General features: G+C 62.5%; 27 protein-coding genes. 9 read left to right on the top strand and 18 right to left on the bottom strand.

The window, feature by feature from the left end:
- Together N5A93_RS12640 and N5A93_RS12635 are read left to right on the top strand one after the other, a co-directional pair.
- The gene (locus N5A93_RS12640; protein ID WP_268955471.1) at window positions 1-1,125 is read left to right on the top strand and encodes an ABC transporter permease; all 1,125 of its coding nucleotides are present in this window, start codon (window positions 1-3) and stop codon (window positions 1,123-1,125) included.
- A 106-nt stretch (window positions 1,126-1,231) separates the two neighbouring features.
- Complete coding sequence (locus N5A93_RS12635) at window positions 1,232-3,892, top strand: cation-translocating P-type ATPase (RefSeq protein WP_268955470.1); 2,661 nt, start codon at window positions 1,232-1,234, stop codon at window positions 3,890-3,892.
- A 62-nt stretch (window positions 3,893-3,954) separates the two neighbouring features.
- Here the strand turns inward: N5A93_RS12635 and N5A93_RS12630 are convergent, their stop codons facing one another.
- Window positions 3,955-4,170 carry a dodecin family protein gene (locus N5A93_RS12630; RefSeq protein WP_268955469.1) on the bottom strand — a complete coding sequence of 72 codons (216 nt, stop codon included), beginning with the start codon at window positions 4,168-4,170 and terminating at the stop codon, window positions 3,955-3,957.
- 130 nt (window positions 4,171-4,300) lie between these two features.
- Window positions 4,301-4,774, bottom strand: a complete 474-nt coding sequence (locus N5A93_RS12625) for a hypothetical protein (RefSeq protein ID WP_268955468.1) — start codon at window positions 4,772-4,774, stop codon at window positions 4,301-4,303.
- Between the two features lie 269 nt (window positions 4,775-5,043).
- On the opposite strand from N5A93_RS12625, the gene N5A93_RS12620 reads away from it, so the two are divergent.
- On the top strand, window positions 5,044-5,730 hold the full coding sequence (locus N5A93_RS12620; RefSeq protein WP_268955467.1) for a Crp/Fnr family transcriptional regulator: 687 nt from the start codon (window positions 5,044-5,046) through the stop codon (window positions 5,728-5,730).
- On the opposite strand, the gene N5A93_RS12615 is transcribed toward N5A93_RS12620, so the two are convergent.
- Window positions 5,714-6,181, bottom strand: coding sequence for a CBS domain-containing protein (locus N5A93_RS12615; RefSeq protein ID WP_268955466.1), 468 nt, complete (start codon window positions 6,179-6,181; stop codon window positions 5,714-5,716). The two genes, N5A93_RS12620 and N5A93_RS12615, sit on opposite strands and share 17 nt — an antisense overlap.
- Window positions 6,182-6,332: 151 nt before the next feature.
- Here N5A93_RS12615 and N5A93_RS12610 point away from each other — a divergent pair, with 151 nt between their 5' ends.
- On the top strand, window positions 6,333-6,548 hold the full coding sequence (locus N5A93_RS12610; protein ID WP_268955465.1) for a hypothetical protein: 216 nt from the start codon (window positions 6,333-6,335) through the stop codon (window positions 6,546-6,548).
- 6 nt (window positions 6,549-6,554) lie between these two features.
- On the opposite strand, the gene N5A93_RS12605 is transcribed toward N5A93_RS12610, so the two are convergent.
- The 5 genes from N5A93_RS12605 to N5A93_RS12585 form a co-directional block, all read right to left on the bottom strand.
- Complete coding sequence (locus tag N5A93_RS12605) at window positions 6,555-7,763, bottom strand: acetate/propionate family kinase (RefSeq protein WP_268955464.1); 1,209 nt, start codon at window positions 7,761-7,763, stop codon at window positions 6,555-6,557.
- Window positions 7,764-7,832: 69 nt separating this feature from the next.
- Complete coding sequence (locus N5A93_RS12600; RefSeq protein ID WP_268955463.1) at window positions 7,833-8,366, bottom strand: hypothetical protein; 534 nt, start codon at window positions 8,364-8,366, stop codon at window positions 7,833-7,835.
- Complete coding sequence (locus tag N5A93_RS12595) at window positions 8,363-10,249, bottom strand: PHA/PHB synthase family protein (RefSeq protein ID WP_268955462.1); 1,887 nt, start codon at window positions 10,247-10,249, stop codon at window positions 8,363-8,365. The genes N5A93_RS12600 and N5A93_RS12595 overlap by 4 nt, the downstream gene beginning before the upstream one ends.
- Before the next feature lie 45 nt (window positions 10,250-10,294).
- The gene (phbB, locus tag N5A93_RS12590; RefSeq protein ID WP_268955461.1) at window positions 10,295-11,026 is read right to left on the bottom strand and encodes an acetoacetyl-CoA reductase; all 732 of its coding nucleotides are present in this window, start codon (window positions 11,024-11,026) and stop codon (window positions 10,295-10,297) included.
- 43 nt (window positions 11,027-11,069) lie between these two features.
- Window positions 11,070-12,257 (bottom strand): thiolase family protein, encoded by a 1,188-nt coding sequence (locus N5A93_RS12585; protein WP_268955460.1) that lies wholly within the window; start codon window positions 12,255-12,257, stop codon window positions 11,070-11,072.
- 324 nt (window positions 12,258-12,581) lie between these two features.
- Between N5A93_RS12585 and N5A93_RS12580 the strand changes: the two genes are divergently transcribed.
- The 5 genes from N5A93_RS12580 to N5A93_RS12560 all read left to right on the top strand — a co-directional run bounded on the left by N5A93_RS12580 (window position 12,582) and on the right by N5A93_RS12560 (window position 15,494).
- The gene (locus N5A93_RS12580) at window positions 12,582-13,370 is read left to right on the top strand and encodes a hypothetical protein (protein WP_268955459.1); all 789 of its coding nucleotides are present in this window, start codon (window positions 12,582-12,584) and stop codon (window positions 13,368-13,370) included.
- Window positions 13,371-13,382: 12 nt separating this feature from the next.
- A complete protein-coding gene (locus N5A93_RS12575; RefSeq protein ID WP_268955458.1) occupies window positions 13,383-14,153 on the top strand; it encodes an SDR family NAD(P)-dependent oxidoreductase in 771 nt (256 codons plus the stop codon).
- Window positions 14,154-14,220: 67 nt separating this feature from the next.
- Window positions 14,221-14,724: a sll1863 family stress response protein gene (locus tag N5A93_RS12570; RefSeq protein WP_268955457.1), complete on the top strand. Its 504-nt coding sequence runs from the start codon at window positions 14,221-14,223 to the stop codon at window positions 14,722-14,724.
- 47 nt (window positions 14,725-14,771) lie between these two features.
- Window positions 14,772-15,320, top strand: coding sequence for an HdeD family acid-resistance protein (locus N5A93_RS12565; RefSeq protein WP_268955456.1), 549 nt, complete (start codon window positions 14,772-14,774; stop codon window positions 15,318-15,320).
- Between the two features lie 12 nt (window positions 15,321-15,332).
- Window positions 15,333-15,494, top strand: coding sequence for a hypothetical protein (locus tag N5A93_RS12560; protein ID WP_268955455.1), 162 nt, complete (start codon window positions 15,333-15,335; stop codon window positions 15,492-15,494).
- A gap of 275 nt (window positions 15,495-15,769) precedes the next feature.
- Here N5A93_RS12560 and N5A93_RS12555 read toward each other — a convergent pair whose 3' ends face one another.
- The 10 genes from N5A93_RS12555 to atpD are packed head-to-tail and all read right to left on the bottom strand — an operon-like array spanning window position 15,770 to window position 23,540.
- Window positions 15,770-16,654, bottom strand: coding sequence for a F0F1 ATP synthase subunit gamma (locus tag N5A93_RS12555; protein ID WP_268955454.1), 885 nt, complete (start codon window positions 16,652-16,654; stop codon window positions 15,770-15,772).
- On the bottom strand, window positions 16,641-18,173 hold the full coding sequence (locus tag N5A93_RS12550) for an alternate F1F0 ATPase, F1 subunit alpha (RefSeq protein WP_268955543.1): 1,533 nt from the start codon (window positions 18,171-18,173) through the stop codon (window positions 16,641-16,643). Before N5A93_RS12550 ends, N5A93_RS12555 begins: the two co-directional genes overlap by 14 nt.
- 17 nt (window positions 18,174-18,190) lie before the next feature.
- On the bottom strand, window positions 18,191-18,979 hold the full coding sequence (locus N5A93_RS12545) for a F0F1 ATP synthase subunit delta (RefSeq protein WP_268955453.1): 789 nt from the start codon (window positions 18,977-18,979) through the stop codon (window positions 18,191-18,193).
- A 3-nt stretch (window positions 18,980-18,982) separates the two neighbouring features.
- Entirely contained in the window at window positions 18,983-19,261 is a 279-nt protein-coding gene (locus N5A93_RS12540; protein ID WP_268955452.1) for a F0F1 ATP synthase subunit C, read from the bottom strand.
- Window positions 19,262-19,263: 2 nt separating this feature from the next.
- Window positions 19,264-19,986, bottom strand: a complete 723-nt coding sequence (locus tag N5A93_RS12535; protein WP_268955451.1) for a F0F1 ATP synthase subunit A — start codon at window positions 19,984-19,986, stop codon at window positions 19,264-19,266.
- Window positions 19,977-20,261, bottom strand: coding sequence for an ATP synthase subunit I (locus N5A93_RS12530; protein WP_268955450.1), 285 nt, complete (start codon window positions 20,259-20,261; stop codon window positions 19,977-19,979). Before N5A93_RS12530 ends, N5A93_RS12535 begins: the two co-directional genes overlap by 10 nt.
- The gene (locus N5A93_RS12525) at window positions 20,258-21,481 is read right to left on the bottom strand and encodes a cation:proton antiporter (RefSeq protein WP_268955449.1); all 1,224 of its coding nucleotides are present in this window, start codon (window positions 21,479-21,481) and stop codon (window positions 20,258-20,260) included. Before N5A93_RS12525 ends, N5A93_RS12530 begins: the two co-directional genes overlap by 4 nt.
- Window positions 21,474-21,761 (bottom strand): AtpZ/AtpI family protein, encoded by a 288-nt coding sequence (locus N5A93_RS12520; RefSeq protein ID WP_268955448.1) that lies wholly within the window; start codon window positions 21,759-21,761, stop codon window positions 21,474-21,476. Before N5A93_RS12520 ends, N5A93_RS12525 begins: the two co-directional genes overlap by 8 nt.
- The gene (locus N5A93_RS12515; RefSeq protein WP_268955447.1) at window positions 21,758-22,150 is read right to left on the bottom strand and encodes a F0F1 ATP synthase subunit epsilon; all 393 of its coding nucleotides are present in this window, start codon (window positions 22,148-22,150) and stop codon (window positions 21,758-21,760) included. The genes N5A93_RS12520 and N5A93_RS12515 overlap by 4 nt, the downstream gene beginning before the upstream one ends.
- A complete protein-coding gene (atpD, locus tag N5A93_RS12510; RefSeq protein WP_268955446.1) occupies window positions 22,140-23,540 on the bottom strand; it encodes a F0F1 ATP synthase subunit beta in 1,401 nt (466 codons plus the stop codon). The genes N5A93_RS12515 and atpD overlap by 11 nt, the downstream gene beginning before the upstream one ends.
- Between the last annotated feature and the right edge of the window lie 151 nt (window positions 23,541-23,691).

The following is a 23,691-nucleotide window of genomic DNA, read 5'->3' as shown; positions in this document are numbered from 1 at the left end:
ATGCGCAGCCTTCACAACATCTTCCGGTTGGGCCTGAAGGAATTATGGAGCCTGTTCCGTGATCCGGTGCTGATGGTGCTGGTTGCGTACACGTTTACCGCCGCAGTGTACGCCGTTGCCCACGGCGTGCGGACCGAGGTGCGCAACGCCGCGATCGCCGTGATCGACGAGGACCGCTCGACTGTTTCCAACCGCGTCCGCGAGGCCTTTCTGCCCCCCTATTTCCAGCGGGCCGCGCTGATCGGGATCGAAGAGTTGGACGCGGCGATGGATCAAGGGCGCTACAGCTTCGTTCTGCACATCCCGGCGGGTTTCGAGGCCGACCTGCTGGCCGGGCACCAACCCGTGTTGCAACTCAATGTCGATGCCACGGCGATGACGCTGGCGGGCAACGGCACCGCCTATGTCACCCGGATCGTGCAGGATGAACTGGCGGAGTATCTGTCGGTGCGTGGCGCGGAAACCTTACTTCCGGCCAGCCTCGTGCCGCGCGCGCGGTTCAATCCGAACTTGCAATCGCAGTGGTTTTTCGCCGTGATGCAGGTGATCGGCAATGTCACGATCCTGGCCGTGGTGCTGTCGGGCGCGGCGGTGATCCGCGAGCGTGAACACGGCACGATCGAGCATCTCATGGTGATGCCGGTCACCGCGCTTGAGATCATGCTGTCCAAGATCTGGGCCAACGGTCTGGTCATCGTCAGCGCGGCGGTGCTGTCGCTCCTGCTGGTGGTCGAGTCGCTGATGGGTATCCCGGTGCCAGGCTCGATTGCGGTCTTTGCGACCGGGGCGGCAATCTACCTTTTCTCGGTCACCTCCCTGGGCATCATGCTGGCGACCTTCGCGACCACGATGCCGCAATTCGGCCTGCTTGCCATCCCGGTTTTCGTCGTGCTCTACCTGTTGTCGGGCGGTGTCACGCCGCTCGAGGCGATGCCGGAGCCGCTGCGCAGCCTTATGCAACTGTCGCCCGCGACGCATTTCACCAGCTTTGCGCAGGCGGTTCTATACCGGGGGGCTGGATTTTCACTGGTCTGGAAGGATCTTCTCGCGGTGATCTGCATCGGTACCGTCTTTCTGGGCCTCGCGCTCGGACGGTTCCGCAAGACGATGGCGGCGGCGCGATGAAGCGCAGCTGTGTCATTATGCATGGAGTTCAGGGGCGGATCATCCGGGCCAGGTCGCTGTTTTCGCGGGTCCGTGGAAAGCCGCAATCAGGAACAGGACGCATAATATGACGCCAGTTCATTCCCGTGAAGTCGAGAAGGTGCTCGAGGATATCTCTGTCGAACCGGATAGCGGCCTTGATGACGGCGAGGTGCGGCGGCGGCGAAAGCAACATGGCCGCAACCGTTTGAGCCAGGCTGAAACTGCAAGCCCCTGGAAAATCCTGGCGGACCAGTTCAAGAGCCTCGTGATCGCTATTCTTGTCGGTGCCGCTATCGTCTCCTTCGCGATGAACGAGATCGTGCAGATGCTCGCGATCCTCGCGGCTCTCCTGTTCAATGCCGTCATAGGGTTTTTCACCGAATGGAAGGCCGTTCGCTCGATGGAGGCTTTGCGCAGCCTGGGAACGGTGCAGACGCGGGTGCGGCGCGGCGGGCAGAGTGCCACGGTCGATGCAGAGACTCTCGTGCCGGGTGACATCGTGTTGCTTGATGCAGGCGATGTGGTGACGGCGGATCTGCGGCTGATCGAATCCAACGGGCTGGCCTGTGACGAGGCGGCGCTGACGGGCGAATCCGTTCCGGTTACCAAGACATCGGACGCGGTGGACAGGGACGCACCGCTGGCCGAACGCGCCTCGATGGCCTTCAAGGGCACGGCGGTCACGGATGGCAGCGGGACAGGCGTGGTGGTCGAGATCGGGATGAATACCGAACTGGGCAGCATTGCCAAGATGACCACCGAGGCGGAACAGGAGGCAAGCCCGCTGGAGAAGCGGCTGGACCGGCTCGGGCGCAATCTGGTCGTGCTGACGCTGATCGTCGCAGCGGTCGTGGCTTTTCTGGGCGTGCTGGGGGGGCGGGACATCATACCGATGCTCGAGACCGCAGTGGCGCTTGCCGTGGCCGCCGTTCCCGAAGGTCTGCCGATCGTGGCCACGGTGGCGCTGGCGCGCGGCATGTGGCGGATGGCGCAACGCAATGCACTGGTGGAACGGCTGGCGGCGGTCGAGACACTCGGATCGACCAGCGTGATCTTTGCCGACAAGACGGGGACGTTGACGCAGAACCGGATGCGGGTGGCGCGGCTGGCATTGCCGGGTGACGACGAGGATATCTCCTGGACAGACGACGAACGGCCGGACTCGCCCCCGCGGCTGGCTTGTCGGCTGCTAGAAGTTGCGGCCCTGTGCACCAATGCCGAACTGGACAAGGACACCGAGGACACAAATGCAGAAGATCAGCCGAAAGGCACCGGCGACCCGATGGAAATAGCCCTGCTGCACGCGGCCGCTGCTGTGGACATAAGGCGCGATCAGCTACTCGATGAGCAACCCGAGGAACGCGAGGAGAGCTTTGACGCAGAGACGAAGATGATGGCGACCTTTCACAAGTCTGCAAGCGGTTACCGTGTGGCCGTCAAGGGCGCGCCCGAGGCTGTTCTGGAGGTTGTGACACATGTCGCCACCAACGAGGGCGAGGTCGGGACGCTTTCGGATCGGGAGCGAGACGAATGGGCGGAGCGCGTCGAGGCGCTGGCAGGGCAGGGGTATCGCGTGCTGGCCTTCGCGGAACGGCAGGTGGACAGCCCAGACACTGATCCCTATGGCGATCTGACCCTGCTGGGCCTTGTCGGTTTGGCCGATCCTCCCCGCAGTGACGTGGCAAAGGCCATAGACCAGTGTCACAGGGCCGGTATCTCGGTCATCATGGTCACCGGTGACCAGCCCGTCACCGCGGCGGCGATTGCGCGGGATGTGGGGCTGGCGGATGACCCCCGAGCTCTGGTGGGCACCGACCTGCCGCAGACGGGCGGCGGCCAGGCCGAGGGCAAGCAAGAGAACCTGCTCGAGTATCAGGTCTTCGCCCGCGTCTCGCCCGAGCAGAAGCTGGACTTGATCCGGCACTGGCAGGACTCGGGGGCCGTGGTGGCGATGACGGGTGACGGCGTGAACGATGCGCCGGCACTCAAGAAGGCCGATGTCGGCATTGCCATGGGGAAGCGCGGCACTGATGTCGCCCGCGAGGCAGCCGATATCGTGCTCAAGGATGATGCCTTTCCCACGATCATCGTGGCGATCGAACAGGGTCGCACGATCTTTGAGAATATCCGCCGCTTCATCGTATATCTTCTGTCCGGAAATCTGGGTGAGGTTCTGGCGGTTGGCCTCTGCGCCGTGATCGGCGCTCCGCTACCGCTCTTGCCGCTTCAGATCCTGTTCATCAATCTCGTGCTCGACGTCTTTCCGGCACTGGCTCTCGGTGTCGGGGAAAGCCCCACAGATATCATGGACCGCCCCCCGCGCGACGCGAAGGAACCCGTTCTGACACGGCGACACTGGATGGCGACGGGCCTTTGGGGCGCGCTGATCGCGGGGTCGGTCCTGTCGGTGTTCTTTATCGCGCTGTGGCAGGGTCTGGGTGAGGACGCCGCCGTGACGATCGGCTTTGTCACGTTTGCGCTCGCGCGGCTATGTCATGTTTTCAACATGCGTGACGCGGGCACGCATCTGATCCGCAATTCCGTCGTGCGGAACCGATGGGTCTGGTACGCGATTGGCTTGTCGGCTGTGTTGGTGGCCGCCGCCGCAGGCCTGCCCGGGCTCACGACGGTTCTGGGTGTCGTGCCGCTTGGCCTGTCTGGATGGATGCTTGTTCTGGGCGGCAGCCTTGTGCCGCTGGTGGTCGGGCAGGCTGTTCTGAGCATGGTGTCGCGCGCGCAACCGTGACCCAAAAGAATACCGCCCCGGCGCGCGCCGGGGCGGCTTAGATTGGCACGAGTGACCCGAGGTTAACCGGCATCCTGATCGTCGAGGAGGAAGCTGATCTTGGCGTTCACCCGGTAGCTGGTAATCTGGCCGTTCTCGACGGCGGCATTCATGTCCTTGATGTAGACAGACTTGACGTTGCGCACCGACTGCGAGGCCTGTGTCACCGCATTTTGCGCTGCATCCTCGAATCCCGTGTCGGATTCCGCGAGGACTTCGATCACCTTGAGCATGGACATCTTGATTTCTCCTTCTGGTTTCGGTTCCGCAGCGGCACCGCCGCTGCGCTGGATGTCCCGGCCCGGGGCGAATGACCTTTCACGGCATGAGCCAGGGCCGGGAGGTGAGGTTTTTCAGCACTGCGACCGGTCACACCGGCGTCGCGTGGTCCGATTTGGAGCGCGACGAGGCAGCCCGGCCCTTGGATTTGGTCGTGGTCTTGTCCTGAACGGTGCCAGACGATGCCGCATCGTCTTGCCCGGTCTCGCTTGGTGCTCCGGCGGCCAGTTGCGTGGCCTGCATGCACAACGTCATCCATTCCCGAAAATCCTCGGTCAGACGCTCGAGTGATCCGCGCTGCCAGTCGGCAATCGTCTGCATGGCCGCCACGGGGTCGGGCCTGTCTTTGGAATTCATCTCGTTCAGGGCCTCGAGGGCCGTGTCGACCGCTTCCTGCCGGCGTTCGATCCAGTGTCGGGTGAAGGTGCCGGCTTCTTCGAGCATGCCCTCATGCACTTTCATTACCTGCTCGATCCGGGGCGTTGCCGCCCCGTTCAGCATGAACAGCGCCTGTGCCTGACGCGCCAGATCGGTAATGTCTGTCTGAGGTTGATCCTTTGCCACTGAGTAACTCCCTTATCCATATGATTGCGGTTGTCTGAGTTGCTCATGATTTGAACACCGGCTTTCAGGTGTCGGCATTAACCCGTGTCAATTCGTCGGGTAAGACAGGCTGTCGGCTATCAAATATTCGCGTCAAGTGATATGAAGAGAGCTCATTTTGGTTGTACAGATTCGCATCATGAGGCGCGTTTTGGCGCTAGGAATAATAGTTTTCGGCCCATGAGAGGGCTGGACATTGGTTTGAAAAGTTTGGTCAAGGAGGATTTTTGGTGCTGAATACGTATTCAAAGTTCGAAGACATCCTGCGACACGATCAACGCGCTGTGGCCAAGGGAACGATACTGAAGAGCGAGGGCGACGAATCGCACTCGCGTCTTTATGTTGCAGAGGGCTGGCTGGCCGCATCGAAATCGCTCACGGATGGGGACCAGCAGATCATCGAATTCATTCTGCCCGGCGAGACTTATGATCCTACCGCCGCCGACGGAAAGACCAGCTTCCTCCAGATCGAGGCGCTATGCGATGCGGTGATCGTCTCCATCGACAAGACCGCTTGGGCGCTATTGCTTCACGAAGATCACGATCTGCGAAATGCCGAACGGGAGCGGGATATCGCCGCGCAAGCCCGGCAATCGGAACGCATGCTGCGGCTCGGTCAAGCGAGCGCAGAGACCCGGATTGCCTACGTTCTCATAGAGTTGTGCATACGTGTGTCCGGACGAGGCACGCAATTTGAAGGCGAGTTCCATGTACCGCTGGGCCAGCAGCAACTCGGCGATTTCGCGGGACTCTCATCCGTACATGTCTGCCGGACGTTGCGTCGTCTGAACCGGGCAGGTGTCATCAGAACCGGCGATCACATGGATATCCTGATCCGGGATCTGCCCGCGCTGGCGGAGCTTGCACAAGTCGATCTCGCGGCGCTTCGCAACGAGATCATCACCGGGGCCGCGTAACGCCCCGGATCAGTTGCGCAAAGTCGCGCGCGCGGGCTTCGCTGATTTCGCCCAAGGCCTGCCCGGCCAGTTCCTCGGACACATGTTCGGCAATGTCGCCAACCGACAGGATACCGACAGCCGCACCTGACCTGTCGACCACCAGCACACGCCGGATACGCGCCTCACCCATCATTGCCGCGGCTTCGGCCGCGTCCTGATCGATGATACAGGTGATCACATTGCGCGCCATGATGTCAGCGACGCTTGTATCAAGCGAAAGCGCGATGCCCGGGGCGGCCAGCGCGCGTATGACGATATCGCGGTCGGTCACGATGCCGATTGGCTTTCCGTCCTGAAGCACCGGCAATGCGCCTACATCATTCTCTCGCATCCGCTCTGCCGCGTCGCGGATCGTGGTTTCGGGTGTTGCACTGATGACCGGAGAGGACATGACTTTCCTGACCAGCATGGTTGATTTCCTTGCCTCCTGATTGCCTTGATACGCTCGGGTCGCATCTGCGGGTCCAAGACTGGCCCATCGGGTTACCGATCTCATTAATCCGGGTCAATGCGTGGACCATTATCGTTGCTAAGACTCGGGTCATGACCTGGAGGAGGCCATGAAACGTCGTTCGCTGTTCGCTAACCGGTCGCCCGCGGTGTCGGTGGAAGACGCATATCGCATCCTTGACGCGCTCGGCCCGATGCCGGCGGCGGCGCTTGCGGCCATGATCGATTACGGGCTGAGCGACGATGAAATCGGCCGTTACTACGACCTTCCGCATGACATGATAACCACCTTGCGAGAGGACTGGGGAATCGATGTCAGTCCCTGACCGGGGTCAGCCCGTCGCGCCGTCGCGGTCCTGCAAAATCTCTTCGGCACCGCGGGCGAGGACCTGTTCTTCATCCGTGGGAATCACGAAAGTGCCGACCTTTCCGGCCTCGGGCGAAATCCTTGATGCGCCTTGGGCATTGGCCTGCCGGTCGATCCCGACCCCGAGCCAGCCAAGGTCCGCACAGATCCCTTCTCGGATAGCGGGGGCATTTTCGCCGATCCCGCCGGTGAAGACCAGCGCGTCCAGCCCGCCAAGCGCGGCGGCGAGCGAACCGATCTCGCGTCGGCAACGGTAGGTGAAGAACGCCACCGCCGCACTGGCTGCGGATGCGTCGCTTTCCAGCAACTCGATCATCTCGCCGCTGATCCCGGAGAGACCGGCAAGACCGGAGCCTTCATAGAGAGTCTCACGGACATCCGCCGGTGCCATGCCCCGTTCCTCGATCAGGTAGAGCACGATACCGGGATCGAGCGCACCGCAGCGGCGCCCCATCGGCAGACCGTCCAGTGCCGTCATGCCCATCGTCGTGGCCACCGATCTGCCGCCATGCAGGGCACACATACTCGCGCCATGCCCCAGATGTGCGATCACGACGCGCCCTTGCGCAATCCCGGGGGCCATGTCGCGGAGAGCGGAGGCGACGTGATCGTAGGACAGGCCGTGAAACCCATAACGCAGAATGCCGTCCTCTGCCATTTCCTTCGGCAGGGCGAAAACGCGATCATTATGCGGTAAATCCTTGTGAAAGGCGGTGTCGAAACAGGCGATTTGCGGGATATCCGGGAAACGCAGGGAAAGGTCGCGAATGGCGGCAAGGTTATGCGGCTGGTGACTCGGTGCCATCGGTGAAAGTCTGGCAAGGCGCTTCATCACCTCGGTGTCCACCCGCACCGGCGCGGTGAATTCCTGCCCGCCATGCACCACCCTGTGCGAGAACGCGGCGATCCGCGTGGGGTCGACCGCCGTAAGCAGCCGGTCGGTCATTTCGGCCAATGCGGTCTCCTGCGCCTTGTCCGGGGTCGCGGGCGGGTCAAGCCTTGCGTCTTCCGTCTCGCCGGTCCTGGTGTCCTTGCGCTCCCAGATCATCGCGTCCGGCAAACCCCGAAGGCTGAGACGCAGCCGGGCTTCCATACCGTCCTGACCGCATTCGAAAACTGCGCAGCGAAGGCTGGACGAGCCCGCGTTCAGGGTGACAATCACATCTTTTTCCATAACCTTGTTCAATCTCCTCGTCTGTTGCGCGCCGCGACCAGAACGGTGATTGCTGCCGATGCGCGACGTTCACGCGCGCTGTCGCCCCGGCTGATCAGCGCGATCGGCACACGGGCCCCGAGCGCGATCGCCGCCGCATCGGCCCGGGCCGGATAGTTGAGGCTCTTGGCCAAGATGTTGCCTGACTCCGGATCGGGCCGTCAGCATGACCGTCCCGTCCTCGCGGCGACACCGGCAGTCAAGCTGCACCTTGCGCGATGCGGTATCGAGCAAGGCGATGCCCACCTCGGCAACTGCCATGTCGCCCTGCTTGAGCACCCCGGGGAAATCGAGCGACAGGGCGTCGAGCAGAGTGCCCCGGCCCGGGATCCGGGCAATCATCAGCGTGATGAGCGGGGTCACGGCAATCCCGCCCTGCGCCAGCGCGGCGCGGAAGTCCGGTTCTGAGACCAGCACACGGTCGATGCCGTGGTCCGTTGTGTCGGCGGCTTGGGTCGCGGATCGGCGCATGTCGCCGATCGAGACCCGGTGTTCGATCTTTGCCCCGTCACCCGGCTCCAGACTGTCGAAAGGTCGGTTGGTGATGGTGTCGAGCGGGCTCATGTCTGGAACACATAAGTGCCCGGGGCATCCTCGAGCGGCTGATATGTCCCATTTCCGGCACCCAGCTTCGGCGGTGCCGTCTCACCGCTCGATCGTTCGTTCAGCCAGTCGACAAGTGCCGGCCACCACGACCCCTCACGCGGCTCTGCCACGGTTTCCCACGTCTCCGGCGGGATGTAAGGATCGTCCTTTTCGGTGGTGTGGATGTGAAACGCTCGCCCCTTGTGCCCCGGCTCGCTGACGATCCCGGCATTGTGGCCGCCACTGGTCAGCACGAAGGTGAGCGATGGCTCTGTCAGAAGGTGCAGCTTGTAGACAGACTGCCACGGCGCGATGTGATCCGAGGTGGTCGAGACGCAGAAGAGCGGCACCTTGATCGCATCCAGCGTCACCGGCTTGTCGCCGATGTGATATTGCCCCTGTGCCAGTTCGTTCCCCAGATAGAGCTTGCGGAGATATTCGCTGTGCATGCGATAGGGCAGGCGCGTCGCGTCATCGTTCCATGCCATGAGGTCGAACATGTCCTGGCGTTTTCCCATCAGATAGTCGTGGGTGTAGCGCGACCAGATCAGATCGGCCGAGCGCAGCAATTGAAACGCACCCGCCATCTGCTTGGTATCCAGATACCCCTGATCCCACATCATATTTTCCAGAAAGGTGACCTCGCTTTCGCTGATGAAGAGCTGCAACTCGCCCGGTTCGGTGAAATCGACCTGCGTGGCCAACAGGCTGAGCGAGGCCAGTCTGTCCTGTCCGTCGCGGGCCATCTGTGCGGCCTTGGCTGCTATCAGCGTGCCGCCCAGGCAGTAGCCCATGGCATGCACCTTCTGCTCGGGCACGATCGCCCCGACCGCGCCGAAGGCCTCCTCGATCGCATCGAAATAGTCGGCCATCCCCATGTCGCGATCTTCTGCCGTGGGGTTGCGCCAGGACACCATGAAAACCGTGTAGCCCTGTTCGACCAGGTGCCCGACCAGCGAGTTGTGTGGGCTGAGATCAAGGATGTAGTATTTCATGATCCAGGCCGGCACGATCAGGATGGGCTCGGCCTTAACCTTGTCGGTCTGCGGTGCGTACTGGATCAGTTCCAGCAAGTGATTGCGGAACACCACCTTGCCCGGGGTCGTTGCCACATCGCGGCCGGGCACGAACTCCTCCGCACCAACGGACGGTTTTCCCGACACGGCGCGTTCCCAATCCTCCAGAAAGTTCTGCATCCCGCGCATCAGGTTGCCGCCGCCCTCATCGAGGGTTGCGCTCGCAACCTTGGGATTGGTGGGGATGAAGTTCGAGGGCGAGACCATGTCGAGCATCTGGCGCGTCACGAAGGAGACGACATGTTCCTCGCGCTCGGTCACGCCGTCGATGTCGCAGGCCGCATTGTACCACCATTGCTGGGTCAACAGAAAGCTCTGGTGGATGAGGTTGTAGGGCCAGCGCTGCCAGCTCTCGTGATCGAACCGGTGGTCATGCGGCAGCGGTTCGATGCAGCCCGGTGTATTCGGGTCGCGGGCGAGCTGATTCATGTAGACGCCGAAGCGCATCGCCTTGCGAGCGGCTTTCTCGGCGAGTTGCACCTGCTTGCCGGGCGCGCCCATCAGGTGAACGCCCCAGGTAAAGAACGTGGACGCCATCCCGTAAGGCGTCACCCCCAGAGTGAAGCGCGCAAGATGCGCATTGGCCGCGCGGTCAAGGCTTTTGGTGCTGTAGCGATCCGGCAGCTCGAAGGGTGAATGATGGACAATTTCAGGCGGCTCTGGCGCGAGTTCGCCCCGCGCTTCGGCTTGCTCATCCGGTGTCGCCTGCGATTCTGCTTCAGCGCTGTCTGCGCTCTTGCGGTGTTCTTTGGTCTTGCGTCGGGTCTGCGTCCGGGTGTCGGGCATAGAAACCTCTCATATTTCTGGAAAACCTGTGGCATCAGGATGTGGCTAGCCCATGCGCATGCCGCCATTCACGGGCAAGGTCGCCCCGGTGATGAAGGCCGCGTCGTCTGCGGCGAGAAAACGCACGCAACGTCCGATCTCGTCGGGTTCGGCCAGTCGCGACATTGGCACCATGTCGAGGATTTTTTCGATCATTTCATCCGGCACCGCCTCGACCATCGCCGTGTCGGCATATCCTGGCGCGATCGCGTTGACGGTGATGCCCTTGGCTGCGGATTCGCGGGCCAGGGCGCGGGTGAAGCCCTCGACACCGGCTTTGGCCGCACAATAATTGGTCTGGCCCATCTGACCGCGTGCGGCATTGACCGAGGAAATGTTGATGATGCGCCCGAAGCCGCGCTCGCGCATGCCGCCGATGACCTGCCGCGTGACATTGAACATCGAGCCGAGATCAACGCCGATAACCGCATTCCAGTCATCCCGGTCCATCTTGTGGAACATGACGTCCCTGTTGACCCCGGCATTGTTGACCAGGATGTCGAGCGGCCCAATTGCCTCTTCCACGTCTTTCAAACCCTGTGCGCAGGCGTCGTAATCGCTCACATCCCATTCGAAGACCGGAATGCCGCTCTCATCCGCAAAGGCCTTGGCCCGGTCACCTGCGCCAAGATGGGTTGCGGCCACGGTCACGCCGGCGTCGGCAAGGGCTTTTGCCGCCGCCGCGCCAAGGCCCTGAACGCCGCCCGTTACAAGAGCGGATCGGTTCCGGTCGGTCATTGGTATTGTCCTTTCCGTAGTGGTCCATTGCGATGCGGACGGATCAGTCCGCGCGTTCCAGCAGCAAGGCGATGCCCTGACCGCCGCCGATACAAAGCGTTACCAATCCGCGCCGGATGTCGTCGCGCGCCATGGAGTGCAGCAGCCGGGTGGTCAGCACTGCCCCGGTCGCCCCGATCGGGTGGCCGTGCGCTATGACACCGCCTTCGACATTGACGATGTCCTCGGGCAGGTCCAACTCGTCGGTTAACGCAATGGCGATGGCCGCAAACGCCTCGTTGATCTCGGCGCGTTCCACATCGCCTGCCGACCACCCGGCGCGATCGAGCGCCTGATGAACCGCGGGCACCGGTCCAAGGCCGAACATCCCCGGCGCGACCGCCCCCACGCCGCTGGCCACCAGCCGCGCGGCAACGTCGAGCCCATGTTCGGCGGCAAAGCGCGCAGTCGTGACAATCATCGCCGCCGCGCCAGAGTTAAGCCCCGGCGCATTGCCTGCGGTGATCGTGCCGTCCTCGCGGAACGCAGGACGCAGCTTTGCGAGCCCCTCGGCGGTGGCATCCGGGCGGTTCGACTCGTCGGCCTTGAGTTCCGGCCCGCCCGATTTCGACTTGATCTCGATGGGCAGGATTTCAGCGGCGAAATGGCCCGCCTCTTGCGCCTTGGAAAATCGCTGATGCGACCGCGCCGCCCAGGCATCCTGCGTTTCGCGGGGGATTTTGCGCTCCGAGACGAGGTCTTCGGTGTGCCAGCCGGAATGTTTGCCGGAAAAGGCGTCGTTCAGCCCGTCGCGCAGCATCGCATCGTCGATCGTGCCCGGTCCCATCCGGTAGCCCCATCGAGCCCGGTCCAGCAGATGTGGTGCTTGATCCATGTTCTCCATGCCACCCGCTACGACGCAATCCGCCTCGCCTAGCAGCACGAGGCGGGCGGCTGCGGCTATTGCCTCGGCCCCCGAACCACAGACGCGGTTGACGGTCATCGCCGGTACGCTTTCGGGAAGACCCCCGTTCAGCATGGCCTGCCGCGCCGGATTCATGCCTGTACCTGCCTGAATCACATTCCCGAATACTACCGAAGATACCTTGTCCGGCGCCACGTCGCTGCGCCGCAGCACGTCTCGGATGATCCGTGCGCCGAGGTCAGGTGCGGTGATGTCCTTGAGACTGCCGCCAAACTTTCCGATCGGTGTGCGAACCGGATGGCAAAGAACAATGTCGGAAATTTTCATGGTGCGCTGCCCTTCGGTCTCGGATGTTCACTCAGGGCTTTCAAGAAGCCTCCAAGAGGTGAGGCAGACCTGACCGAATGGTCTTGGACCCTCTTCCCCCGGTCGGGGCTGCACACACGCAATTTTCACGAACCCCGGCATGATGGACATCAAAGCAGAACCAAGCCGCCGCAGGATTCGCCGGGAACACTAGGCCGATGCCAGCGTAGTCCCATTAACCCGCGTTAATGTTGGCGCAAGCGGGTAACGTTAGTTTCATAATTGGAATGGATTTGTTGCCGGTTTGCCCAAAAGTCGATTGTCGGCCCGTGCTCGGACAATGTCATGCGTCTGCGCGAGGCGAAGATATCGCGCCCGGCTTTCGACCGGGGTCATGCCCAGTGGCAATCGGTGCCGAAGGGTCGCGATGGAGGTTATGACATCATGGTTACGAGAAATTTCGTGATTCTCAGCGACGAGACCCATGCACAACCGCAATCGGAGCCGGCGGGGCAGGAAACTGCGACGGGACGGTATGAATTCCGCGTCTGGCCGCATGATACGCCGAAGGCGGCCTCGCTGCTGCAGCGTTACTGGCCGCTTGTGGGTGCAGAACGGCGAACAGACCTCTATCTGGCGACGGAGCACAGCACTTTGCGATTGGTGAAACTGCGCGACGGCAAGCGGCTCGAAGTAAAAAGCCGGGACCATGATCGTGGCCCGCTCCAGCATTGGACCCATCATGCCTATCCGCTGTTTCCGCTCCCCCGGACGGCGCTGCGGACCTTTGAAAAGGAGTTGGGTCTGTCGAGCCTGATGCCTGATGCCGGGCTATCTCCAGCTCATTTTGTGGCGCGGCTTGGCGATATGGCCCCGGCGATCTTGCCGATGGCGGTCCGCAAGTCGCGGCTGCTGTTCCGCAAGGGTAGCAGCCGCGCCGAGATATGCCGTGTCAGTGTGGCTGGCCGGAGTCGGCTGACCCTCGCCATCGAGGATCCCGATCTCGACAGCGCGCTCGCGACGCTCAATGCCCTGTGCCTTGGGCATATGCCCAATCGCTCTTATGGGGATGTGCTTGGTCGTCGATGGCTCGCCGCGACACCAGCGCCCCTCAACTCACATCCGCTAAACTGAAAGGATCAGTCCATGAAACGTCTCGACGGGAAGATCTGCATCGTCACCGGTGCTGGAAGTGGCATCGGCAAAGCGACCTGCCTGCGGCTGGCCAAAGAGGGCGCGCATGTCGCCGTCACCGACATCGACGACGGCAATGCCAAGTCGGTCTGCGAGGACATCACGGCAGAGGGCGGCACCGCCGCATCGTGGGCTCTCGACGTGGCCGATGCCGATGCGGTGCGCAAGGTCTTTGATGCGGTCGCCGAGCGGTTCGGCCAGATCGACGTCGTGGTGAACAACGCCGGTATTTCCGGGGTCAACACGCCGACCCACGAGATCAGTGAGGAAGAGTGGCGCAAGGTGATCGATATCAACGTGAACGGCGTATTTTACTGCACCAAGGCAGCTATCCCCCACCTGAAGAAGGCGGGAGGCGGCAGCATCGTGAACCTGTCGTCGATCTACGGTCTTGTCGGAGCGCCGGATCTGCCACCTTACCACGCCTCCAAGGGTGCCGTCCGGCTGATGACAAAGACCGACGCGCTGCTGTATGCCACGGAAGGCATTCGCGTGAACTCGGTCCATCCCGGGTTCATATGGACACCGCTTGTCGAGGAACTGGCAAAAAGCTCTGAGGAGGGGGTCGAAGCCTTCCGCAAGGGGCTCGACGATCTACACCCTATCGGCCATGTGGGCGAGCCCGAGGACATCGCTGCGGGGATCGCCTACCTCGCCTCGGAGGACGCGAAGTTCGTGACCGGGTCGGAACTCGTGATCGATGGCGGCTACACGGCGCGCTAGGGCGATCATCCGATCAGCGCCGGAACCATCCAAGCTTCAACCGGAAAAGTGCAAAGGATCCACTCAGATGACCACTGCGATGATGCCAATCACCCGCATACTGACCGGGAGCATGCTCGCGCTTGCCCTGGTCCTCGCGCTGCCGCTTGCGGCGCAGGAGGCTTCGCAAGAGAACCAGGAAACCGAGCGTGTGACCGCCGAGGAAGTGCAGGCCGAATTCGACGAGGCGTTCGAGACGATTCGCACCTATTCGGAGAACCAGCGTGATGAGGCAGTGAAGGCGATGCGCAAGACGCTTTCGCAGGTCGATGCCGAGATTGCTCAGCTCGAACAGCGGGCGCGCGAGAACTGGGCCGAGATGTCGGAAACTACGCAAGAGCAGACCCGCGAGACGCTGGAAGCGCTGCGCGACCGCAGGAATGAGCTAAGCGAGGCGTTCGGTACCATGCAAGAGGGGAGCGAGTCGGCTTGGGACGAGCTTCAGGACGGGGTGGCGAATGCCTGGTCCGAAGTGAAGGGCGCATGGAACGCGGTCTTTGACGCCTCCGATAATAATGATGACAAAAACTGATCCCTTGCGGACAAGCACAAAGGTTCGGCAAGCAGGAAGGAACGCAGATGACAGATCAGGAAATGATACATGAAACCGCGCCGCGCGGACTCAAGGCATGGCTTTGGATCGCTGGTGTCGTCTCGATTGTCATGGGCGGGTTTGCAGTACTCTTTCCCTTTGCCGCGACCCTCGCCGCAGAGCTTGTGATCGGCGCGATCCTCGTTGTCTCGGGGGTCTTGGAACTGGTTAGGGCTTTCGCGATGCGGCACAACGGAAGCCTGACCTGGAATGCGCTTTTTGGTCTCGCGGCCTTGGTGGCAGGAGTTATCCTGTTGGCATGGCCGTTGCAGGGGATAGTGACGCTGACAATCGTTCTGGGCGTCTTCCTTCTGCTTGGCGGCGCGTTCAAGCTCATCGCGGGCTTCGGTCTGCGGCCGTTTCCGGGCTGGGGCTGGATCGGGTTTTCGGGTGCGTTATCGGTGCTGCTGGGGTTTCTCCTGCTGTTTGGTTTGCCCGGCACCGCGCTGTGGGCCGTCGGGCTGTTGGTCGGCATCGACCTGATCTTTCTCGGTGTCGCCGAGATCGCGTTGGCCTCTGCCATTGAGCGAGATTGAGGAAGAGAGCTTATGATCGAGATCGAGCATAGCCGACAAGACGACAATATCGCGATCCGCGTGGCGGGAACGGTCAGCCGCAGGGATGTTGATTTGGCCGTGCCGGAAATAGAACCGGCCCCGGAACTTCGGACCGACAGGCATCACTCTGCGCATGATCGTTTGCTTGAGTGATCCCACACGGCCTGGTGATTGACATCAATCGTACGTCTTGTGGGTATCCAAGGTCATGACGTTCAGATAAATGCTCAGCCATTCGCCTTGGCCGAATATGTATCGACAGGCACAGGGACGCGGGCGCGAATGAAGCGCCGGTTGGGACACCGCCCGTGGCCGCTCTTGCGGTCAACGCAGACGAGATCGTTGGCGGCGCACTGGACGGTAGGATCGCGGCTTTTATGTCGGACCTGCGCGATCCCGGACATCGCACCTGATCGAGCGGCAGGCTCTCATTCCTCGACGGTGTTCACGGCCTCGAACCCCGAGACGACATCCATCAGCTCGCGCGTTATCGTCTCCTGCCGCTTGACGCGATAGATCTGCATCAGGTCCGCGCGTCGCTCTTCGATATTGCGCTCGGCGCCTTGCATCGCCGCCAGCCGCGTTGCGTGCTCGCTGGCGAGGGCCTCTGCCAGAGCACGGTAGAGACTGACAAAGAGCCGTTGCTGCACCAGCCAGGACAAGAGTGCGGGCGGGGACATGCGAAAGAAGGGCAGCCCCGGTCCGGGCCACGGCTTATCGAGCAGCGATTTCATATAGCTGTCCGGCAGCGGGAGCAACTGCCGCTCGACCGGCTTTGCCAGCGTGCGGCCCTCGCGGCGGTTATGGACCACCCGGATGCGGACGATACCGTCCTCGCGCTGCCAACGGTCACTCTGAACGATCACGGACTGCACCAGATCGGACAGACCGGCCACCGATCCGGGCAGGGTGAAGAGCTTGTCGACGCTGTGGCCAGCCGATTCCAGCCGGGCCGCTGCGCGCAGGCCGATCACGGCCAGCAGCGTGTCGCGCCCGTCGATCCTGTCAAGGGCATGGCGCGCGACGGTCTCGTTATAGCGCCCGCAGAGCCCCCGCTCGGAACCGATGACGATAAGCGCCGTGCGCGATGATCCATCCGCGCCGGTCCGGGGCAATGGCAGGCCGCGGGCGCGGCGGTCATGCAGCAGCGCCGTCATGCCCAGATCAACCGTGCGCGCGTAATCGCCCAACGCCTCCTCGGCCTGCTCGAATTGCCGGATGCTGGCGGCTGACAGGGCCTTCATCGTACGCACGATCGAGTGTATGTCCCCGGCGGTGTCCAGAGCATCGGAGAGGGATTCAAGCGTCTGCATCAACGTCATCCTCATCCGCGTGGTCCAGTGCCGCGCGCATCGCCTCGATCAGCGCTCCGCGATGGTCTTCGGTCAGCTTCTCACCAGCTTCGATCGCCGCGCAGATGTCGGGGCAGCGGTCACGCGCCGCGTGCTGCACGCGCTCTTCGGCCCCGGCCACATCCTGTGGTTCGATATCGTCGAACAGGCCCTCGGTCGCGGCCAGCAGCGCCGCGATCTGTTCAGGAACTGCAAGGTGATGCTGTTCGCGCTGTTTGAGAACCTCACGGACCCGCAGGCCGCGCGTCAGCTTTGCACGCGTCTCGTCATCCATCTGGGTGCCAAAGCGCGCAAAGGCCTCCAGCTCCTCGAATTGCGAATACATCAGCCGCAAATTTCCCGCGACCGCCCGGAACGCGGGAAGCTGCACCTTGCCTCCGACGCGGCTGACCGAGGAACCGATATCCACCGCCGGTAGCTGGCCCTTCTCGAACAGATCCGGCGACAGGTAGATCTGCCCGTCGGTGATCGAGATCAGGTTCGTGGGGATATAGGCCGAGATGTTCTGCGCCTGCGTCTCGATCACGGGCAGGGCGGTCAGCGAGCCGCCGCCATGTTCCTCGCGCAGGTGGGTGGCGCGTTCCAGCAGCCGCGAATGGATGTAGAAGATGTCGCCGGGATAGGCTTCGCGCCCGGGTGGACGCCGCAGTAGCAGCGACAGTTGACGATAGGCCCGCGCATGGCGCGTGAGATCGTCATACACGATCAGCACATCACGCCCCTGGGCCATGAACTGCTCGGCCATGGTAGTGGCGGCATAGGGGGCCACAAACTGCAGGCCTGGTGCGTCCTGACTGCTGGCCACGACGACGATAGTGCGCTCCATCGCGCCGTGATCGCGCAGGCTGCGCAGGACGCGTGCCACCGCCGAGGCGCGTTGCCCTATGGCGCAGTAGATCGAGATCACGCCGGTGTCTGTCTGGTTTAGGATGGCATCGACGGCTATGGCGGTCTTGCCGGTCTGGCGGTCCCCCAGGATCAGCTCGCGCTGTCCGCGCCCGATGGGGATGGCGGCATCGACTGCCTTGATCCCACTCTGTAGCGGCACGTTCACGGGAGCACGGTGCATGATCGGTGGAGCGATCCGTTCGACAGGCATCCGTGCTTCGGCCTCGACGGCGCCGGCGTCGTCGAGTGGCCGCCCGAGCGGGTCGAGCACCCGGCCCAGCAGTCCTTCGCCCACCGGCACATCCACCACCCGTTCAGTGCGATGCAGCCTGTCGCCAGGACGCAGATGACCGGTATTGCCCAGAACGATCACGCCAACACGATCCTCGCGCAGGTTCGACGCGATCCCCATCAGCCCGCCTTCGAACTCCACCAGCTCGTCGGCGTGCAGATCAGTAAAGCCCGCCACCTGCGCCACGCCGTTCCCGACCGAAACGACATGCGCGACCTCGGTCACCTCAAGGCGAGGGGTGATGTTTTCGAGCGCCCTGTCGAGTGGATCGAACAGCGTGTCGCGCAGGGTTTCGAGCATTTTCACGCCACCCATATCTAATCCGCGGTCTTTCTGCGCCTGACCGTTCTGGCAGAGTCCAGAAGCGCGTCAAGTTCGCGGTTCAACCGATTGAGATGCCGGGCGGCCGACCATTCGACGGTCTGTTCGCCGATGGTCAGGCGCACACCGAGCAGCACCTCGTCATCCACCCGGTAATCCACCTCGATGTCGGTCTCGAACTCTTCGTGGATCGCACGGGTGACTTTTCCGCGGTCAGCCGTTTCCAGCGCAGCCGCGGTTTCCACCAGCGCAGGGCCGTCCGCGCTGTCGGCGGCGGCGGCCATCTTCTTGCGTGTGTTTGTGTCCAGATCCTTCAGATTTGCGATGAAGCTCTGCGCAATCCGGTCGTCCAACTTACCCGATGTGAACTCGGCCACCAGCCGACCCGAGATATTCAGCAGCTTGTGCCCGGCCTGGCGCTGCAACTCCCGGACAAAATCGGCGCGTTCATCCTTGAGCATCTCGTGCCAGGTCTCGCGTTTTTGCTCGACCTCGTCGCGGATGTCCTGCTCCAGCCGCTGCCTGAGCTCGTCGGCCTCCTCGCGCGCCTCCTCAAGCATCTCCTGCTTTGATTTCTCAAGCTCCTCACGCTTCTTGCGCAGGTCTTCGGCCTCATCCTCGGCTTCCTTTCGGCGGGACATTGCATCAGAAAGCCGCTCTTCGATCCGGGCCTCGCGTCGGGCCATGGCATCGGTGATCGGGCGGTAAAGAAACCGTTGCAGCAGCCAAATAAGAACAAGAAAATTGACAATCTGGGCGGCAACGGTCAGCCAGTCGATCTGCATGGATCAGCCTCCACCACCCAGGGCCGTCAGATCGACGAACGGGTTCGCGAAGAGCAGGATCATCGAGACGACGAAGCAGTAGATGGCCGTAGATTCGATCATCGCGAGACTGACGAACAGCGTGCGAGTGATGGTATTCGAAGCATCGGGTTGTTGCGCCAACGCCTGCAGGGCCTGCGCTGCCGCACGCCCCTCGGCCAATGCCGGCCCGATCGAGCCGATGGCGATGGTCAGACCCGCCGTGATGATCGAGATCATGGCAATGATTGTCGCGGGGTCCATGGTCAGTCTCCTTTTCGCGATGTTCGGGAGTGTTCGGCATCAGGGGCGGGATCGTTCTTGTGTTGGGCGCGGCTTGCGGACGCGATATAGACCATCGCCAGAATGGCAAAGATATAGGCCTGAATCAGGCCGGTAAGCAGACCCAGTAATTGCATGAGGACCGGGAAAAAGAAGGGTGCCACGCTGATCAGGATACCGACGATCACCGTGCCGCTCATCACATTTCCATACAGCCGGACCGCCAGCGCAATCGTGCGCGACAGCTCGCTGATGAGATTGAAGGGCAGCATGAACGGGCTTGGCCGAAGATAGGATTTCAGATAGGCGCGCAGCCCGCGCCGGGTGATCGAGAATAGCGGCACCGCGATAAGCACGCATATCGCCAGCGCCGCGGTGGTCGAGAGCGACCCGGTCGGTGGCTGGTAGCCGGGCAGGATGGTGAGCAGGTTGGCGGTCGCGATGAACAGGAAGAGCGTGCCTATGAATGGCAGGTACCGTTCAGGGTCGGACGCGCCGACCTCGTCGATCTGGTCGCGGATCGTGGTGACCACCACCTCCAGCATGACCTGCCAGCGCGACACGGTTTCGCCCTCGCTCAGCCGCGTGGTGATGATCCATGACAAAACCACCAGCAGCGCCATGACGCCCCATGTGAACACGATGGTGGCATTGAGACGCAGCCCCCGCCATTCGTAGAGAACCCAGACGTCGGGACTTATTTCCATGATGCGCGCTCCGGATGTGCAGGTTTCACAAAACGCGTGGCGAGCAGCCGGACGGCAATGAACCCCAGCACGCCAAACACGAGGTTCGAGGCTGTTGCGCCGCTCCGCAGGACCAGCCAGAGCGCGCCCACAAGCAAACCCGCCCGGAGCAACCCCATGGCCGCGAAGAGCCACACGCTTTGCCCCGATGTCAGGATGCGCACCGCGGCCCATAACACGCCCATGTAAAGCAAGCCGAATACGCCTCCGGCCAATATTGCGAGGCTCTCCGTCATATCGCGTTTCCTTCTGTCGGGCGAAGCATCACCCCGACAATGACCGGACCGATGATGCAGGTGACGATGCTAGCCAGCACAGCAGCATTGTAGAGGGCTTGCGGTACGGCCCAGGCACCGAGCGTCAAACCGAAGAGCATGACCAGCAGAAAAATCTCTGCACGCGGCACCATGCTGAACCCAATCAGTGCGCCCTGCCGCCAGCCGAGCATGACGGCCGCAGGAAAACCTGCGCCCAAGAGCTTGCCAACCACGGCCATACCGGCAAGGGCGGCTGCGAGCCCGACCGCCCCGCTCACCAAGTTTGTATCTACCGAAAGCCCTATGGCCACAAAAAAGAATGGCCCGAACACCGTCAGCAGAACGCCGAACGCCTCGTCGATATTCCGCTCCGCCGGATCGCGGCTGAAAGCCAGTCCCGCAAAGAGCGCGCCAATGGCTATCGAGAGGCCCATGAATTCGGCCATGGACGCGATCACGAAGGCCGCACCGGTCGCAAGGACAATCGGCCCGTATGTTGGCGACAATTCAGCGAAGCCGTCGGAAAGCGGTTTTTCCAGCCAACGGGAGAACAGGTAACAGGCGATGCTGAACAGTGCCGCCAGCAGTAGCTGTATCGCCCCCGCTTTGAGTGCCGGCACAAGGATCGCGGCCCCTTCGGGCTGTTTCAGCAGGGGGCCCACGGCGAACAACACGCTGAGCAGCACCACGGCCGAGACATCGTCCAGCTCTGCCGCGTCCAGCAGCAGGGCACCGGTGTCGCTGTCGAGTGCGCCTGTAGCCTCCCAGATCCCGGCAGAGATGCCGATACTCGTCGCGCTCGCGGCAATCCCCGTAAAGAGGGCGGGGATCAGCCCCAGCCCCGGCCACAACACCACGAGTGCAAATGCGGCGGTCCCCCCGAGCACCATGTTTGGCAGCCAGATCAGCGCCGCGCGTCCGAGTTGCCGGCGCAATTTGCCCAGATCGCTCTCCAGCCCGATCCGAAACAACAGCACAACGATGCCGATCTTTGCCAGGAACGGCACCTGCTCGTTCAACGTGCCTTCCGCGAACCCGGTCATGGTGGAGCCAAGCGACAAGGCCACACCAAGCAGGATGAAGCCGATCATACTCGGCATCGAGACGCGGGTAAACACCGCGCGCATCGGCACTGCCAGCAGGCTTACAAGCCCCATGAGCAACAGGATTGCGGCATGTGGCTCGCCGGTGTCAATCATCACGCCCCTCCCGTTGCACCCAGAACCACGCGTTCAGCGCGCCGAGAAAGGCCCCCGCCAGAAGCAGCGCCAATGTCCATGAGGTCTCGCCCGGCCAGCGTGCGTCGATCCAGCGGCCCAGGGCGATTCCGGCGATGATCGGCACGGCCACGGCCCATCCGACAAGGCCGAACATACCCAGCCCGCGCCATGCACTTTCCTTGCGGCGCTTTCGGGCCTCCTGCATGCGGGCCGCCTTGCGGGTAATGGTCTCGGACTCGTCCTCGGGATCGCGCGTCACTGATGCACCCCCTGCAATTCGCGGAACCGGCGGATCATGTGCGCCTCGAGCCGCGCCAGTGCCGAACGCGCCTCGCGCTCCTGTTCGGTGTGGCGGCGGAATTCGGCCGCGACGCGCTCTCGCAGATGTCCGAGGTCGTCGCTCATGATCACGTCGCGCACGGCCACCATCACCGTCGGTCCGGCTTTTACCAATGTTCCGGCATTCACCCCCACGAACTGTTCCACGCCATTCTTGGTCTCGAACACCAGAACCCCGGCCACCAGTTGCGTGACATGGTCCATATGCCGCGGCAGAATACCAAAGACGCCGTCGGAGGCCTCGGCCACGATCCGATGCACATGATCATGCCGGGTGACCCGCTCCGGGGTGATGATCCTAAGCTCCATCCGAATCCCCTTTGTCCGCCAGGTCGTCCACCGTGCCGATCATGTAGAAATCGCCCTCGTCTCGCTCACCGAACTCACCGTCGAGAATGCGCGCACAGCTCTTGACCGTGTCTTCCAGTGCGACAAGAACACCCTTGGTGCCGGTCATCGCCTCGGTGGTGAAGAAGGGCTGGGTCAGGAACCGCTCAAGCTGGCGCGCCTGCCGCACGGTGGCGCGATCCTTTTCCGACAGTTCCTCCAGCCCGAGCATCGCGATGATGTCCTTCAGCTCCTCGTATTCTGCCAGCGTGTTGCGCACCGCGCGCGCCACACGGTAATGTTCGGTGGTGACCGTGCTGGGCGTGAGCATACGCGAAAAGGATTGCAGCGGGTCGATGGCGGGATAGAGTCCTTCGGAGGCCTTTTTGCGCGACAGAACGATCGAAGCCGACAGATGCGAGAAGGTATGCGTGGCGGCCGGATCGGTGAAATCATCGGCGGGCACATAAACCGCCTGTATGGATGTCATGGCGGCACGGTCGGTCGAACAAATCCGCTCTTCAAGCTCTGCCAGTTCGGTGCCAAGCGTCGGCTGATATCCTACCCGGCTCGGCATCCGCCCGAGGAGCCCCGACACCTCAGAGCCTGCCTGCACGAAGCGAAAAATGTTGTCGATCAGCACCAGCACATCGCGGCGCTGTTCGTCGCGGAAATGCTCGGCCATGGTCAGGGCGGCGTGGCCGACGCGAAAGCGCACGCCGGGACTCTCGTTCATCTGACCGAACACCATCACCGTGTTATCCAGGACACCGGCCTCTCCCATCTCGCGGTAAAGCTCCTCCGCCTCGCGCGAGCGTTCGCCGATGCCACAGAACAGGCAGACCCCTTGGTATTCGGCAACCATGTTGTGGATCATCTCGGTGATCAGAACGGTCTTGCCCACGCCCGCCCCGCCGAAGAGCCCCGCCTTGCCGCCGCGTTCGAGCGGACTGAGCAGGTCGATCGCCTTGATCCCTGTCTCGAAGATATCGCCTTCGACCCGGCGATCCGACAGAGGCACCGGATCGCGCAGGATCGGATTGCGGGCGACATCGTCCAAAGGGTCGCCATCGTCGATGGTTTCACCGAAGAGGTTGAACATCCGGCCCAGAACCGCATCTCCCACCGGCACTTCGATGGGGGCGCCCGTGTCCCGAACGCCAAGCCCCAGCCGCAGATCGCCGGTCGGATTCATCACCAGACCGCGCGCGATGTCATGGGCGGGCAGCGCGGCCACCTCGATGGTGATCTCCGGATCGCTCAGGGTGACGAGCCGCGATGCGATCATCGGCAGGCCATGCGCAAAGCGGATATCGGCGATGCCGCCCTCGATGGCAATGATATGGCCCAAGTCCTTGTCCTGCACTGGCATGTGCTGCCTCCGCTGCTTGCATTATGAGAGTAATGCAAGGCTGCCGGCGTTGACCTTGATCGAAGTTAAACCCAAAAGATGTCTGCCCTCGGTTTCTCGGCGGTGCTTAACGCAGGTTAATGTCGAGCGGCCTTATGCTCCTAAAGTTTGC

The sequence above is a fragment of the Roseovarius salincola genome (assembly GCF_026891095.1).
Taxonomy (GTDB): Bacteria; Pseudomonadota; Alphaproteobacteria; order Rhodobacterales; family Rhodobacteraceae; genus Roseovarius; species Roseovarius salincola.
Note: the sequence above shows the minus strand (reverse complement) of the source record. Positions and strands in the feature narration are given on the sequence as shown.